The organism is Streptomyces sp. NBC_00287 (assembly GCF_036173105.1).
In the GTDB taxonomy this organism is placed as follows: Bacteria; Actinomycetota; Actinomycetes; order Streptomycetales; family Streptomycetaceae; genus Streptomyces.
The window spans coordinates 2,369,888-2,384,636 of sequence record NZ_CP108053.1 but is presented as its reverse complement, the minus strand read 5'-3'; the positions used below and the strand labels follow the sequence as shown (position 1 = coordinate 2,384,636).

Sequence of the window (14,749 nt, the reverse complement as noted above, 5' to 3'; positions counted from 1 at the left end):
CGGCCCACCCAGTGGCGCGCCCCCGCGGAGGTCTCCGCGGGGGCGCGCCGCGTCTCACCTGCCTTCGAGTACGTCGGCCAGTTCGGCGGCGTACGGCGGTTCCGCGCCCGCGCGCGAGCAGGTGATCGCCGCCGCGCGTGCCGCGAAACGCAGCAGGGCCGTCCAGTCGTCCGCGCCGAGCCGCGCCACGGCCTGCGGGGACAGCGCGTCCCGCGCGGCGAGGCCGTGCAGCAGGGCCGCGTTCACGGTGTCCCCGGCGCCGATCGTGTCCACGACGTCGACCTTCTCGCCGGGTACGGAGTGCTCCGCGCCGTCCCGGGTGAAGGCGGTGAGCCCGTCGCCGCCGTGGGTGATCACAACGGCTGCGGGGCCCTCGGCCAGCCATTGGCGCGGGGTGCCGCCGAGCCACTCGGCGTCCTCTTCGGACAGCTTGAGCAGCGACACCGACGGCAGCCAGCCGCGGAACCGGGCCCGGTAGGCGTCCGGGTCGGGGATCAGCCCCGGGCGGATGTTCGGGTCCAGGGCCGTGAACACGCCCTGCGCGGCCGCCGCCCGCATCAGCTCCTCGTAGGCGGTCGCGCCCGGCTCCAGGACCAGCGAGCAGGTCCCGAAGGACACCGCGCGGGTGCCGTCCGGCAGGGCGTCGGGCACGGTGAACAGCCGGTCGGCGGTGCCGTCGACGTAGAAGGAGTAGGCGGCCGAGCCGTTCGCGTCCACGGTGGCCACCGCGAGCGTGGTCGGTTCGGTCCCGCGCTGTACGGCGGACACGTCCACCCCTGCCCGCCGCAGCCCGTCCAGCAGGGCCTCGCCGAAGGCGTCGGAGGACGTGCGGGAGCAGAAGGCCGTGGGGGAGCCGAGGCGGCCGAGGGCCACGGCCGTGTTGAAGGGGCCGCCGCCGAGCGCCGGCCGCAGGCTCGCGAGGGCGCCCGTGCCCTGCGGCACGAGGTCGATCAGGGCCTCACCGGCGACGACGATCACGAGGCGGTTCCTTTCGCGGGGTTCGGGAGCTGTTCGGGGCAGCCGCACGAGGTGCGGTGGACGAAGGAGCAGTCGAGCCGCACCGTGCGGGCGGGCCGGTCCGGTTCGGCGAGCCGGTCCAGCAGGACGCGTACGGCTTGGGCGCCGATCTCCTTGCTGGGCTGGGCGATCGCGGTGAGCCGGGGTGCGAACAGGTCGGCCCAGGCGAAGTTGTCGAAGCAGCACAGGGCGATGTCGTCGGGCACGGACAGGCCGCGCTCGCGCAGGGTGCGCAGGGCACCGATGGTCATCGCGTTGTTGGCGGTCACCAGGGCCGTGGGCGGTGCGGCGAGGGACAGCAGGGCGGCGGTGGCGCGCTCGGCGCCCACGGACTCGGAGTCGCCGTGCGCGATCAGGCGTTCGTCGTGGGCGAGACCGGCGTGCGCGAGCCCGTGCCGGTAGCCGGTGATCCGCTCGCTGGTGGTGCTGAGCCCGGGGCGCCCCGCGACCAGGCCGATCCGCCGGTGGCCGAGCTCCGCGAGGTGGGTGACCAGACGGGTCGTCGGCTCGGCGCTCGCGGCGCACACCTGGTCGAAGTACGGCGCGGCACCCTCGTCCACCAACCGGTCGAGGAACACCGTCGGTACGTCGTGGCGGCGCAGGTAGGCCAGGAGCTCACGCGGGTCTGCGGAGGGCGCGACGATCATGCCGTCCACGCGTCGCTCGTGCAGCAGTTGGACGACCTTGCGCTCGTGCCCGGGGTCGTCGTGCGGATCGGCGATGAGCAGGCTGTAGCCGTGCTCCAGGGCGCCGGCCTCGACGCCTTGGAGGATCTCCGTGAAGTAGGGGTTGCTGATCGCCGACACCGCGAGGCCGATGGACCGGGTGCGCGCGGTCACCAGGGAGCGGGCGAGGGAGTTCGGTGTGTAGCCGAGCTTTTCGATGGCGTCCAGGACGGCCTGACGGGTGTGGGGGAGTACCGGTCGGGTGTCGTTGAGCACGTGCGAGACGGTCGCCACGGAGACGCCCGCGTCTCGGGCCACGTCGGCCATGGTCGGCATGGTGTCCCTCCCGGTTTCTGACCGTGTCCGTCCCTGCTTCTGGCCGGGAAGGTATCCCATCCGGCGGCCCGCGTAAACGCTTGCGCAAGCGTTTACGTCATCGTTTACGTAAGCGTTGACGTCTCCCCGCCGTCCCCACGCCCCGGCGCCGGTCCGACCCGCCCCGGCCGGTATCGTCGCCCTGCCCGCCCCCTGACCAGTGGAGACCCGCATGCCCGGCCGCCCGTCCCCGACCCGTCGTACCGTCCTGCGCGGAGCGGCCCTCACCCCCGTCGCCGGGCTCGGCCTCGCCGCCTGCTCACCGGGCGGGGAGACGACGGACGCCGAGCCGAACGAGCCGGTCGACCTCGGTGCCGAGAGCGAGGTCGCCAAGGGGAGCGCGAAGCTGTACCGGGATCACAACGTGGTGGTCAGCCGGGACGCGAACGGCTCCCTGAAGGCGTACAGCACGATCTGCACGCACGCGTTGTGCCCCATCAACAAGCTGGAGGGGACGAAGCTCATCTGCCCCTGCCACGGCAGCGAGTTCGACGCCACCAGCGGCGAGGTGCTGCACGAGCCGGCCACCGTGCCGCTGAAGGAGCTGCCGGTGCAGGCCAAGAACGGCCGGATCGTGGCGGGACCGGCCGCCACCGCCTGAGCCGCAGCACGGCACAGGCTCACCCGAGCACGCTCACTCCCAGTCCCACCCGATGCCCACGATCCCCGTCCGCAGCCGTGGCTCGACGAGGTGGACCGAGTGGTGCCGTCCGCTGAGCGGGAGTTCCTGACGGCCGCTGCGCGGGGCCGCCGCCGAGTGCTGGGCGAACCGGTGGCAGCGCACCGGCAGATGGTGCTCGTCGAAACGGACCTGGAGGGCGTACTGGCCGCCCGCGAGGCCGAACCCGCGCGCGTACTCGCGGGACACGCCGGCGGTGCCGTCCTCGACGCCGTACCGGAAGAGGAACGTGTCGCCGGAGCGCAGACGGGTGTCGAAGAGCAGCTCGGCCACGAGGACGCCGGTGTCGTGGTGGTGCCGGACGCGGCCTGTTCGGCAGTTCTCCAGGGCCTGCACACGCATGAGCTCGGGCGTGCAGCCGGGGTCGCCGTGGTAGACGGCCACGAAGCGGTCGACGCCGTCCTTGTGGGCACGCACGATGTGGTGGGACTCGCGGCCCGTCAGTTCCCGGCGTGCGCCGATCCGCACCCGCTCGTGCAGGCCGAGGGTGAGCAGCCCGCCGTCGACCGGGGCGTCCAGCTCGGCCAGCAGCCGCTCCAGGACGCCGTCGGCCTCGACGAGCGAGCGGTAGGAGCGGGTCGCGGGCCGTCCCGTCGGCGATTCGTCGCCCTCGGCGAGCAGCCGGATCAGTGACTCCTCCGGCAGCTGGAGGATCTCCTCCAGGGCCCGTACCGCCCGCAGCGACTCGGGGCGCTGTGGCCTGCGGGCGCCTTGCTGCCAGTAACTCAGGCTGGTGACGCCGACCTTGACCCCGTAGCGCGACAGATGGTGCTGCACGCGCTGGAGCGGCAGCCCGCGCGCGGCGATGGCGGCACGCAGGGCGACGTGGAAGGGGCCGCCGCTGAGCACTGCTTCCAGTTGCGAGTTCGGCGTCGCGGCCCTGTCCACGTCCGGCTCCGCGGTGGCGACCGCGGCGACGGGCGCGTGCTGAGGGGCGTGCGGCATGCGGGGGCGCCTTTCTGTGCAGCGTTCACGACGGCTGGTCGGACCGTTCGCGCGGGCGGCAGAGGCCGGGCCCGAGTTCCCCCGCATTGAAGCGTGTTGACCAAGCCCCGACAACACTTGATGCCCAACCGTCGCGCAGACGTGGCCGGTCCTGGATCCGTCGCCATCAGGCCGGTGCCGACGGGCCCCGGTCGCCGAGCGCCTCCCTGATGGCCCGCGCGGACAGCGCCGACTTGGGCAGGAACCCACGCGCGGGGCTTGCGGCGATCAGCTCCTGGAAGTCCTCCCGCGCGTGGGTCGAGATCAGCAGCACCGTCGGCACCCGGTCGGCCAGCAGGCGGGCCACCTCGAAACCGTCCTCGTCGCCGAGGCCGATGTCGACCAGGGCGACGTCCACTGCCGTCTCACGCGCGCGTGCGAGCGCCTGCGCACTGCTGCGGGCCGTGCCGACGACCCGTACTCCGCCTCGCTCCAGGAAGGCGCGTGCGGCCTCCAGGAACCGGGCGCTGTCATCGACGATGAGACAGCGCAGGGTCATGCGCCCAGCATGACGACCAGGAGGCGGACGCGCCTTGCAGCTAGCCGGAATCCGACGCGGAGAAAGCTCTGCTCGCTCAGGGGAGCCGCGCGTGTACCGGGGGTAGCATGACGGGCGCCCTGGGGAGGCCGTGTCGTGCGGTCGGGCGGGGGGTGCGCGATGCGGGTTTCGTACCGGAGGAACGCGGCCGTCACAGCGCTGCTGTGCACCGCCCTGCTGCTGCCCGCGTGCGACGGCGGCAGCCCCGACCGGGGGACCCGCGCGGCGCCGACGGACACCACCTGCGACGGGAAGATCGAGGGCACCGAGCACATCAGGGTCTGGTTCCACGCGGGCCCGAGCGGCGAGCTGAACACCCTCAGGAACCAGGTCAGGGAGTTCAACAAGGCCCAGAAACAAGTGCGGGTCGAGCTGGTCACCCTTCCCGAGCGGCGCCCGTACAACGACCTCGTGCTGTCCGCCGCGGCAGACGGCGACCTGCCCGACCTCCTCGACTTCGACGGGCCGAACCTCTACAGCTACGCCTGGTCCGGCAAGCTCAAGCCGATCGACTCCTGCGTCCCTGAGCGGCTGCGCGCCGACCTGCTCCCCTCGATCCGCGAGCAGGGCACCTACGCGGGCCGCCTGTGGGGCCTCGGCACCTTCGACTCCGGCCTCGGCCTCTACGTACGCAAATCGGCCCTCAGGAAGGCCGGAGTGCGCCTGCCCAAGGGCCCTGAGGATGCCTGGACCGCCGCCGAACTCACCCACATCCTGCGCGAGTTGCGCACTCAGGGCTACCGCGCCCCGCTCGATCTGCGGCTCGTCTTCTCGGGCCCCGGGGAGGAGTGGAACACCTACGGATTCGCCCCCGCCGTCTGGTCGGCGGGCGGCGACCTCGTCGACCCCGTGCACCAGCGCACCGCCGACGGCCATCTGAACGGACCCGAGGCGGTCCGGGCGCTCACGATCATGCAGAACTGGGTCGAGGAGGGGCTCGTCGACCTGGTCAAGGACGAGCGGGCGTTCGTCGAGGGCCGCAGCGCGATCAGCTGGTGCGGACACTGGGTGTACGGCGAGTTCGAGCGGGCGTTCCCCGGTGACGTCGCGATCGTCCCGCTGCCCGACTTCGGCACCGGCACGGTCACCGGCATGGGGTCCTGGCAGTGGGGCATTCCGGCGGGGGCCGCCGACGGCGACGCGGTCTGGAAGTTCCTGGCCCATCTCCTCACGCCCGAGGAGGTGCACCGGATGAGCACGGCCAATGGAGCCGTCCCGGCCACCGCCGGCGCCCTGAAACTCTCCCCGCGGTACGCGCCGGGCGGCCCCGAGCACCTGTTCATCGATCAGTTGCGAACCGGCATCGCCCGCCCGCGTCCGCGCACGCCCGCGTACCCGGCCATCACCGAGGCCTTCTCACGGGCTTTCGCGAAGATCGTCTTCGAGCGCGCACCGGTCAAGCGGGCGCTGGACGAGGCGGTCCGGGCCATCGACAGGGACCTGGCGGCGCATGACGGGTACCCGCGGGGCGGTTCATGAGCGGCACGCGCGTGGCGGCGGGGCGGTATGTGGGCGGCACACGTGTGGCGGGGCGGTACTTGCGCGACACGCGCACGGTGGCGAGGCGCACTTTGCGCGGCACGCCCGCAGCTGGGGGCCGACCGGCGAAGGGCACGCACGCGGCTGCTGCGGGGCCGCCCCTGCGCGGCACGCGCGTGGCCGCAGCCCGGCCCCTGACCGGCACGCGCGCGTGGTCGTGAAGGCAGAGCCCGTGGACGCGCCCCTGCCCCGCATCCCCTTCCTGGCCCGGCTGCGCGTAGGACAGAAGCTGATGCTCCTCGCACTGCTCCCCGTCACCGGCATGCTGGCCTTCACCGTCGTAGGTGCCGTCGCCCAGTGGGAAGAGGCGCGCAGGATGCGCGAGTTCAGTACGGCGACCCGGCTGTCGTTCACGACGACCGCGCTGACGGACGCCGTCGCGCGGGAGCGGATCGCCGCAGTGCACGCCCGCCTGCGCCCCGGTCAGGACAGCGCGCGCGAGCGGTCCATGGCCCAGCGGACGACCGACCGCGCCCTGACCCTGGCCCGCGCGGAGGCAGGCTCCTGGTCGGGTCGACCGGACGTCCCGGGACGGCTCGACGCAGCCGGCCGCTCGCTGCACGCGCTGCGCGTCCAGAGCCGTACGTCCGCCCTGACCGCCCCGGGGCTGGCGGGCGGCTACGACACCGTCGTGCGCGCCCTGCTCGGCACGGCCGTGACCCTGGAGTCCGGCCGTTCGACCAGGCGGTCCGCCAGGGCCGCCGACGCGCACATCGCGCTGCTGGACGCCATCGAGGCGGCCGAGCGTGAACGCGCCGAGCTGGCCGTCCTGTTCGCCGACCCGTCCGCCTCCCTCGCCCTCGCAGCCGACCCCTGGCCCGCCCTGGAGCGGTCCCGGCTCGACGAGTTCGACCGGACGGCCTCCGACGCCCTCAGGAGCAAGGTCTACGTCACCCTGCTCCAGGAACCCGGCCGCCTCGTCCGCGCCGTACGCGCCACGCTCGCCGACCCGCGCGGCCGACGGGCCGACTGGCCCTCGTACGACCGCTGGCTGTCCGCCTCCACCCGGCGCATCGAGGCCCTGCGCGGCATCCAGCACCAGGCCGCGGCCGAGCTCGGCCGCACCGCGGCCCGCGACCACGCCGCCGCGCGGGCGCGCGAAGTGCGCGATCTCGGCGTGTCGCTGGGTGTGCTGGTCGCCGTGACCGTCCTCGCGCTGGCCCTGCGCCGGTCGATCACCCGGCCGCTGGGCGAGGTCTCGGCGGGCGCCCGGGCCCTGTCGGAAGGGGATCTGGCGTACGACATCCGGTATGCCGGCCGCGACGAACTGGGGGACGTGGCCGACACGTTCCGGGAGCTGCGGGTGACCACGGAGCGGCTCGCCGTGGAGATCGAGGCGATGAACGAGGCGATCGACGCGGGCCGGCTCGGGCACCGCGCGGAGGTCGCCGCGTTCCAGGGGACGTGGGCGCGGCTGCTGGGCGGCATGAACTCCACCATGGCGTCCTTCGCGGCGGCGCACGGGCGCCGCGACAAGGCGGAACGGGAACTCGCGAGCATCTTCCACCTCTCCCCGGACCTGCTGTGCATCGCCGGTCTGGACGGCTACTTCAAGCGCGTGAACCCCGCCTTCGAACAGACCCTGGGCTACGCCGCCGAGGAACTGCTCGCCAGACCGTGGCCGGAGTTGGTGCACCCGGAGGACCTGCCACGCACGCGTGCCGTCTTCGCCCGGCTCGCCAAGGGCGCCGACATCGCCGAGTTCGAGAACCGCGTGCTGCGCGCCGACGGCACCGAGTGCTGGCTCCAGTGGAGCGCCCGTCCCGTCCTCGGCGAGGGCCTCCTCTACGCCGCCGCGCGCGATGTCACCGAGAGCCGTCGCACGGCCCGGGAGCAGGCGGCGCTGCGCCGGGTCGCCACGCTGGTCGCCCGCGGGGTCCCGCCGCACGAGGTGTTCACCGAGGTCGCCCACGAGGTGGGCAGAGTGCTCTGCAGCGGCTCCGCCGCCGTCCTGCGGTACGCGTCCGACGGCACCGCCACCGTGCTCGGCACCGCGCGCGGAAGCGCCGACACCGGAGGGCCCGCGGCGGCCGAAGTGGCCCGGACCGGGCGCCCCGCGCGGGTGGGCGGCGCGGTCGGGGCGCCCATCGTCGTCGACGACCGCCTCTGGGGTGCCGTCGTCGCGGCCGCCGCGGGCCCCGGGCAGCTGCCGCCGGACACCGAGTCCCGGCTCGCCGACTTCACCGAGCTGGTCGCCACCGCGCTCGCCAATGCCGACAGCCAGGCCCAGCTCACGGCGTCACGCGCGCGCGTGGTGGCCGCCGGGGACGCCTCCCGGCGCCGTATCGAACGCGATCTGCACGACGGGGTCCAGCAGCGGCTGGTCTCCCTCCAGCTGGACCTCAGGACGGCCCAGGCCCTGCTGGAGGAGCAGCCCGACGCCCTGCCCGAGCAGTTGGAGCACATCGTGAAGGGCCTGGACAACGCCTTCGAGGACCTGCTCCGGGTCGCCCGCGGCATCCACCCGGCGATCCTGTCCCAGGGCGGCCTCGGCCCCGCCCTGCGGGCACTGGCCCGCCGCGCCCCGCTCCCCGTCGAACTCGACCTGCGCCTGCCCCCGGAGCGGCTCCCGGAACGGGCCGAGGTCGCCGTCTACTACATGGTCTCCGAAAGCCTCACCAACGCCGCCAAGCACGCGCGTGCCGAGTTCGTAAGGATCGCCGCGCACACTGTCGACGACGTCCTGGAGGTCGTCATCGACGACGACGGAGTCGGCGGCGCCGAGCCCGGACACGGCTCCGGTCTCATCGGCCTGATCGATCGGGTCGAGGCGATCGGCGGCAGGCTGACCGTCAGCAGCCCGCAGGGCAAGGGCACGACGCTGACCGTACGGCTGCCACTGTCCGGGCCCGCCTCCGGCTGGCCGTAACTACCGTGCTCCGGCAGGCTGTTGGACCGCAGCCCAGTGACCGGGGCAAGAGAGACGGGGACGGGACCATGGAAGGATCGCAGCCGCCCGCGCGCGGGCGCATCGTGCTCGCCGACGACGACATCCTGCTCAGAGAGGGCCTGGCGAGCCTGTGCGAGCGCGCCGGGTACGAGGTCGCGGGCCAGGCGGGCGACGCGCCCCGGCTGCTGGAGCTGGTCGCGGGCGAGCGGCCCGACCTCGCGGTCGTCGACATCAGGATGCCGCCGGACCACTCCACGGAGGGCCTCGAGGCCGCCCGCGCGATACGCGGGCGCCACCCCGCCACCGGCATCCTCGTGCTGTCCGCCTACGTCGAGGTCGAGGATGCCCTGGAGCTGCTGGCCGGTGGCCGCGGCATCGGCTATCTCCTCAAGAGCCGGGTCACGGTCGTGGACGAGTTCATCGAGGCGCTCGACCGGATCGGCCGGGGCGGCTCGGTCGTCGACCCCTCCCTGGTGCAGGAGCTGTTCTCCGCCCGGCGCCGCGACGACCCGCTGGCGCCCCTCAGCGCCCGGGAGCGCGAGGTGCTCGCCCTGATGGCCGAGGGCCGCTCGAACGCGGGCATCGGCCGCCGCCTGTGGGTGACCGAGGGCACCGTCGAGAAACACGTCCGCAGCATCCTCGGCAAGCTCCGTCTCCCCGAGGACGCGGACGACCACCGGCGGGTGCTCGCCGTGCTCACGTTCCTGGAGTCGCGGTAGCCCGCCGGCGTTGTCCACAGCCTCGCCGCGCTGTCACCCCTCGCCAGTAGGGTGTGAAACATGGCCGACCCCTCCAGCTACCGCCCCAGGCCGGGACAGATCCCGGACTCTCCCGGGGTCTACAGGTTCCGCGACGAGCACCGCCGGGTGATCTACGTCGGAAAGGCGAAGAGCCTGCGCCAGCGCCTGGCGAACTACTTCCAGGACCTGGCGGGCCTGCACCCCCGTACCCGCACCATGGTCACCACAGCGGCGTCCGTGGAGTGGACGGTGGTGTCCACGGAGGTGGAGGCGCTCCAGCTGGAGTACTCCTGGATCAAGGAGTACGACCCCCGGTTCAACGTCAAGTACCGCGACGACAAGAGCTACCCGTACCTCGCGGTGACGATGAACGAGGAGTTCCCGCGCGTGCAGGTGATGCGCGGTCACAAGAAGAAGGGCGTGCGCTACTTCGGGCCGTACGGCCACGCGTGGGCGATCCGCGACACCGTGGACCTCCTGCTGCGCGTCTTCCCGGTGCGCACCTGCTCGGCCGGTGTGTTCAAGAACGCCGCCCGCACCGACCGCCCCTGTCTGCTCGGCTACATCGGCAAGTGCTCCGCGCCCTGCGTCGGCCGGGTCTCGCCCGAGGAGCACCGCGAACTCGCCGAGGAGTTCTGCGACTTCATGGCGGGCCGCACGGGCACGTACCTGCGCCGCCTGGAGAAGCAGATGATGCAGGCGGCCGACGAGATGGAGTACGAGCGGGCGGCCCGGCTGCGCGACGACATCGGGGCCCTGAAGAAGGCCATGGAGAAGAGCGCGGTCGTGCTCGCCGACGCGACCGACGCCGATCTGATCGCCGTCGCCGAGGACGAGCTGGAGGCGGCCGTGCAGATCTTCCACGTCCGCGGCGGACGCGTGCGCGGCCAGCGCGGCTGGGTCACCGACAAGGTCGAGGAGATCACCACCGGCGCCCTCGTCGAACACGCCCTTCAGCAGCTCTACGGCGAGGAGACCGGGGACTCCGTGCCCAAGGAGGTCCTCGTCCCGGCCCTGCCCGACCCGGTGGAGCCCGTCCAGGAGTGGCTCACCGGGCGCCGGGGGTCGAACGTCTCCCTGCGCATCCCGCAGCGCGGCGACAAGAAGGCGCTGATGGAGACCGTCGAGCGCAATGCCCAGCAGGCCCTCGTCCTGCACAAGACCAAGCGCGCCTCCGACCTGACCACGCGCTCGCGTGCCCTGGAGGAGATCGCCGACGCCCTCGCCCTCGACAGCGCGCCGCTCAGGATCGAGTGCTACGACATCTCGCACCTCCAGGGCGACGACGTCGTGGCCTCCATGGTCGTCTTCGAGGACGGCCTCCAGCGCAAGAGCGAGTACCGCCGCTTCCAGATCAAGGGCTTCGCCGGCCAGGACGACGTGCGGTCCATGCACGAGGTGATCTCCCGCCGCTTCAAGCGGTACATCGCCGAGAAGGAGAAGACCGGCGAGTGGGTCGACGAGGACTCCCAGGACGTCTCCGGGGACTCCCAGGACGCCTCCGAGAACGGCCTCGATGTCACCGGGAACGGCCTCAAGGACGACGACGGCCGCCCCAAGAAGTTCGCCTACCCGCCCCAGCTCGTCGTCGTCGACGGTGGTCAGCCCCAGGTCGCCGCCGCCAAGAAGGCCCTGGACGAGCTCGGCATCGACGACATCGCCGTGTGCGGCCTCGCCAAGCGCCTGGAGGAGGTCTGGCTGCCCGGCGAGGACGACCCGGTGGTCCTGCCCCGCACCAGCGAGGGGCTGTATCTGCTCCAGCGGGTCCGTGACGAGGCCCACCGCTTCGCGATCACGTACCAGCGTGCCAAGCGCGCCAAGCGTTTCCGGTCCAGTCCGCTGGATGACGTACCGGGCCTCGGCGAGACCCGCAAACAGGCGCTGATCAAGCACTTCGGTTCGGTGAAGAGGCTTCGATCGGCGACAATCGACCAGATCTGTGAGGTTCCGGGCATAGGTCGTAAAACGGCCGAGACCATTGCCGCGGCCTTCGCCCAGGCGGCCCCGGCCGCGCCCGCCGTGAACACGGCGACTGGAGAGATCATGGAAGACATGGAAGACGGGGCGCCCGAGACGACGACGGGCACCCCGGGGGAGCCCGTGACCGCGGGCACCCCGGACGAACGACGGGGGCAGGAGACATGACCGAGCAGGAAAAGCAGCCCACAGCCGAGCGAGATCAGGCCCACACGGAAATGGGCGATGATCACACCGAACAGGAGCCACATCAGGACAACGGAGCACAGGTGAGTACGGCCAACGACACGAACGGGGCCTCCGAGGCCACCATCCCCGAGCTGGTGATCATCTCCGGTATGTCCGGAGCCGGCCGCTCGACCGCCGCGAAGTGTCTGGAGGACCTCGGCTGGTTCGTCGTCGACAACCTGCCGCCCGCGCTGATCCCCACCATGGTGGAGCTCGGCGCCCGCTCCCAGGGCAATGTCGCCCGGATCGCGGTCGTCGTCGACGTCCGTGGCCGCCGCTTCTTCGACAACCTCCGCGAGTCGCTGGCCGACCTCGACACCCGGGGCGTCACCCGGCGGATCGTCTTCCTGGAGTCCTCCGACGAGGCCCTGGTGCGCCGCTTCGAGTCGGTGCGCCGCCCGCACCCCCTGCAGGGCGACGGCCGGATCGTCGACGGCATCGCCGCCGAACGCGAGCTGCTGCGCGAGCTGCGCGGCGACGCCGACCTGGTGATCGACACCTCCAGCCTGAACGTGCACGAGCTGCGCGCCAAGATGGACGCCCAGTTCGCGGGCGAGGAGGAGCCCGAGCTGAGGGCCACCGTGATGTCCTTCGGCTTCAAGTACGGACTGCCGGTCGACGCTGATCTGGTCGTCGACATGCGCTTCCTGCCGAACCCGCACTGGGTCCCGGAGCTGCGGCCGTACACCGGTCTGAACGAGGAAGTGTCGGCGTACGTCTTCAACCAGCCCGGCGCCAAGGAGTTCCTCGACCGGTACACCGAGCTGCTCCAGCTGATTGCCGCAGGCTACCGTCGTGAGGGCAAGCGCTATGTGACCATCGCGGTCGGCTGCACCGGCGGCAAGCACCGCTCGGTGGCCACCTCGGAGAAGCTCGCCGCACGGCTCGCCGCGCAGGGTGTGGAGACGGTGGTCGTCCACCGGGACATGGGACGCGAATGACAGGACGTACTCCGCGGCTGATCAGGGTCGGCCGGGTGGTGTCGGAAGGACGGATCGGCCGGCCCGTGGAGGCCCGTGGCGGCCGACCGCGCCGCCGGGGCACCCAGCCCAAGGTCGTCGCCCTCGGCGGCGGCATGGGCCTGTCCGCCTCGCTCGCCGCTCTGCGCCGGATCACCGGTGACCTCACCGCCGTCGTCACCGTCGCCGACGACGGCGGCTCCAGCGGGCGTCTGCGCGACGAGCTGGGTGTGCTGCCGCCCGGCGATCTGCGCAAGGCGCTGGCCGCGCTGTGCGGCGACGACGACTGGGGCCAGACCTGGGCCCGGGTGATCCAGCACCGCTTCCAGTCCCAGGGCGACCTGCACGAGCATGCGGTCGGCAATCTGCTGATCGTCGCCCTGTGGGAGCAGCTCGGCGACCATGTCCAGGCCCTGGACCTGGTCGGCAAGCTGCTCGGGGCGCACGGGCGCGTGCTGCCCATGTCCGCCGTACCCCTGGAGCTGCAGGCCCTGGTCAAGGGGCACGACCCGGAGCGGCCCGAGGACGTCGACACCGTGCGCGGACAGGCCACCGTCGCGCTCACCCCCGGCGAGGTGCAGTCCGTGCACCTGGTGCCGCACGACCCGCCCGCCGTTCCCGAGGCCGTCGCGGCCGTCCTGGACGCGGACTGGGTGGTGCTGGGCCCCGGGTCCTGGTTCTCCTCGGTCATCCCGCATCTGCTGGTGCCCGAGCTGCTGGACGCGCTCACCGAGACCAAGGCCCGCCGGGTACTCTCGCTGAACCTCGCTCCGCAGCCCGGAGAAACCGAAGGCTTCTCCCCGCAGCGTCATTTGGAGGTTTTGGGACGACACGCCCCTAAACTCGCCCTGGACGTGGTGCTGGCCGACGAGGCTGCCGTGCCCGACCGCGAGGTGCTGACCGAGGCCGCCAAGCGGCTCGGGGCCGCGGTCGAGCTGGCTCCGGTCGCCCGGAGGGACGGATCTCCGCGGCACGACCCGGAGCTGCTGGCCGCCGCGTACGACCGTATTTTTCGGATGCATGGAAGGATCGGCCCATGGCGATGACGGCAGCGGTGAAGGACGAGATCTCCCGGCTCCCCGTCACCCGGACCTGCTGCAGGAAGGCGGAGGTCTCCGCCATTCTGCGGTTCGCCGGCGGCCTCCATCTGGTCAGCGGGCGCATCGTGATCGAGGCGGAGCTGGACACCGCGATGGCGGCCCGCCGGCTCAAGCGGGACATCCTGGAGATCTTCGGCCACAGCTCCGAACTGATCGTGATGGCGCCCGGCGGACTGCGCCGGGGCTCGCGCTACGTCGTGCGGGTGGTCGCCGGCGGTGACCAGCTGGCCCGCCAGACCGGCCTGGTCGACGGGCGGGGCCGCCCGATCCGCGGCCTGCCTCCGCAGGTCGTCTCCGGCGCCACCTGTGACGCCGAGGCAGCCTGGCGCGGCGCCTTCCTGGCGCACGGCTCGCTCACCGAGCCCGGCCGCTCCTCCTCCCTGGAGGTGACCTGCCCCGGCCCCGAGGCCGCGCTCGCGCTCGTCGGCGCGGCCCGCCGCCTGTCGATCGCGGCGAAGGCCCGCGAGGTGCGCGGCGTGGACCGGGTCGTCGTCCGGGACGGTGACGCGATCGGCGCCCTGCTCACCCGGCTCGGCGCCCATGAGTCGGTGCTGGCCTGGGAGGAGCGGCGGATGCGCCGCGAGGTCCGCGCCACGGCGAACCGTCTCGCCAACTTCGACGACGCCAACCTGCGTCGCTCCGCGCGCGCGGCCGTCGCCGCCGGTGCCCGGGTCCAGCGTGCGCTGGAGATCCTCGGCGAGGAGGTCCCCGAGCACCTCGCCGCCGCAGGGCGGCTGCGCATGGAGCACAAGCAGGCCTCGCTGGAGGAGCTGGGTGCGCTCGCCGACCCGCCGCTGACGAAGGACGCCGTCGCCGGCCGTATCCGCCGACTGCTGGCGATGGCCGACAAGCGCGCCCAGGACCTCGGCATCCCGGGCACGGAATCCAGCATCACCGAGGAGATGGCCGACAACCTCGTCGGCTGACGCCCGTTCACCACGCCGGTGGCCACGCCAGTTGGGCGACGGCCACCGGCGTTTTCGTGTCCTCGAGGCACCCTTGACTCGATCATGAAGTGTCATGAGCCTGGCATCTGTTCGCTGACGTGGCGAACACAC

At 72.6% G+C, this 14,749-nt stretch carries 12 protein-coding genes; 8 read left to right on the top strand and 4 right to left on the bottom strand.

Annotated features, from left to right (window positions below; all coding sequences use genetic code 11):
* Positions 1-54 precede the first annotated feature (54 nt).
* Positions 55-978 carry a carbohydrate kinase family protein gene (locus tag OHT76_RS10885; protein ID WP_328870565.1) on the bottom strand — a complete coding sequence of 308 codons (924 nt, stop codon included), beginning with the start codon at positions 976-978 and terminating at the stop codon, positions 55-57.
* The gene (locus OHT76_RS10880) at positions 975-2,018 is read right to left on the bottom strand and encodes a LacI family DNA-binding transcriptional regulator (RefSeq protein ID WP_328870564.1); all 1,044 of its coding nucleotides are present in this window, start codon (positions 2,016-2,018) and stop codon (positions 975-977) included. Before OHT76_RS10880 ends, OHT76_RS10885 begins: the two co-directional genes overlap by 4 nt.
* Before the next feature lie 211 nt (positions 2,019-2,229).
* On the opposite strand from OHT76_RS10880, the gene OHT76_RS10875 reads away from it, so the two are divergent.
* Positions 2,230-2,658, top strand: a complete 429-nt coding sequence (locus OHT76_RS10875) for a Rieske (2Fe-2S) protein (protein ID WP_328870563.1) — start codon at positions 2,230-2,232, stop codon at positions 2,656-2,658.
* Between the two features lie 33 nt (positions 2,659-2,691).
* Here the strand turns inward: OHT76_RS10875 and OHT76_RS10870 are convergent, their stop codons facing one another.
* Both OHT76_RS10870 and OHT76_RS10865 read right to left on the bottom strand, forming a co-directional pair.
* Positions 2,692-3,681 carry a hypothetical protein gene (locus OHT76_RS10870; RefSeq protein ID WP_328870562.1) on the bottom strand — a complete coding sequence of 330 codons (990 nt, stop codon included), beginning with the start codon at positions 3,679-3,681 and terminating at the stop codon, positions 2,692-2,694.
* Positions 3,682-3,847: 166 nt separating this feature from the next.
* Positions 3,848-4,219: a response regulator gene (locus OHT76_RS10865; protein WP_328870561.1), complete on the bottom strand. Its 372-nt coding sequence runs from the start codon at positions 4,217-4,219 to the stop codon at positions 3,848-3,850.
* 159 nt (positions 4,220-4,378) lie between these two features.
* On the opposite strand from OHT76_RS10865, the gene OHT76_RS10860 reads away from it, so the two are divergent.
* The 7 genes from OHT76_RS10860 to whiA all read left to right on the top strand — a co-directional run bounded on the left by OHT76_RS10860 (position 4,379) and on the right by whiA (position 14,617).
* Positions 4,379-5,737, top strand: coding sequence for an ABC transporter substrate-binding protein (locus OHT76_RS10860; RefSeq protein ID WP_328870560.1), 1,359 nt, complete (start codon positions 4,379-4,381; stop codon positions 5,735-5,737).
* A gap of 232 nt (positions 5,738-5,969) precedes the next feature.
* On the top strand, positions 5,970-8,666 hold the full coding sequence (locus tag OHT76_RS10855) for a PAS domain S-box protein (protein ID WP_328870559.1): 2,697 nt from the start codon (positions 5,970-5,972) through the stop codon (positions 8,664-8,666).
* A gap of 68 nt (positions 8,667-8,734) precedes the next feature.
* On the top strand, positions 8,735-9,406 hold the full coding sequence (locus OHT76_RS10850; RefSeq protein WP_328870558.1) for a response regulator transcription factor: 672 nt from the start codon (positions 8,735-8,737) through the stop codon (positions 9,404-9,406).
* A gap of 60 nt (positions 9,407-9,466) precedes the next feature.
* On the top strand, positions 9,467-11,572 hold the full coding sequence (gene uvrC / locus OHT76_RS10845; protein ID WP_328870557.1) for an excinuclease ABC subunit UvrC: 2,106 nt from the start codon (positions 9,467-9,469) through the stop codon (positions 11,570-11,572).
* Positions 11,569-12,573, top strand: coding sequence for an RNase adapter RapZ (gene rapZ, locus OHT76_RS10840; RefSeq protein WP_328870556.1), 1,005 nt, complete (start codon positions 11,569-11,571; stop codon positions 12,571-12,573). Before uvrC ends, rapZ begins: the two co-directional genes overlap by 4 nt.
* The gene (locus OHT76_RS10835) at positions 12,570-13,637 is read left to right on the top strand and encodes a gluconeogenesis factor YvcK family protein (protein WP_328870555.1); all 1,068 of its coding nucleotides are present in this window, start codon (positions 12,570-12,572) and stop codon (positions 13,635-13,637) included. The genes rapZ and OHT76_RS10835 overlap by 4 nt, the downstream gene beginning before the upstream one ends.
* Positions 13,628-14,617 carry a DNA-binding protein WhiA gene (gene whiA / locus OHT76_RS10830; protein WP_250070529.1) on the top strand — a complete coding sequence of 330 codons (990 nt, stop codon included), beginning with the start codon at positions 13,628-13,630 and terminating at the stop codon, positions 14,615-14,617. The genes OHT76_RS10835 and whiA overlap by 10 nt, the downstream gene beginning before the upstream one ends.
* Positions 14,618-14,749: the final 132 nt, after the last annotated feature.

Excerpts from the sequence above, each read along its gene's own strand:
- OHT76_RS10880 (WP_328870564.1), bottom strand. The coding sequence starts at position 2,018 with ATGCCGACCATGGCCGACGTGGCCCGAGACGCGGGCGTCTCCGTGGCG.
- OHT76_RS10875 (WP_328870563.1), top strand. The coding sequence starts at position 2,230 with ATGCCCGGCCGCCCGTCCCCGACCCGTCGTACCGTCCTGCGCGGAGCG.
- OHT76_RS10870 (WP_328870562.1), bottom strand. The coding sequence starts at position 3,681 with ATGCCGCACGCCCCTCAGCACGCGCCCGTCGCCGCGGTCGCCACCGCG.
- OHT76_RS10865 (WP_328870561.1), bottom strand. The coding sequence starts at position 4,219 with ATGACCCTGCGCTGTCTCATCGTCGATGACAGCGCCCGGTTCCTGGAG.
- OHT76_RS10860 (WP_328870560.1), top strand. The coding sequence starts at position 4,379 with ATGCGGGTTTCGTACCGGAGGAACGCGGCCGTCACAGCGCTGCTGTGC.
- OHT76_RS10850 (WP_328870558.1), top strand. The coding sequence starts at position 8,735 with ATGGAAGGATCGCAGCCGCCCGCGCGCGGGCGCATCGTGCTCGCCGAC.
- uvrC (WP_328870557.1), top strand. The coding sequence starts at position 9,467 with ATGGCCGACCCCTCCAGCTACCGCCCCAGGCCGGGACAGATCCCGGAC.
- rapZ (WP_328870556.1), top strand. The coding sequence starts at position 11,569 with ATGACCGAGCAGGAAAAGCAGCCCACAGCCGAGCGAGATCAGGCCCAC.
- OHT76_RS10835 (WP_328870555.1), top strand. The coding sequence starts at position 12,570 with ATGACAGGACGTACTCCGCGGCTGATCAGGGTCGGCCGGGTGGTGTCG.
- whiA (WP_250070529.1), top strand. The coding sequence starts at position 13,628 with ATGGCGATGACGGCAGCGGTGAAGGACGAGATCTCCCGGCTCCCCGTC.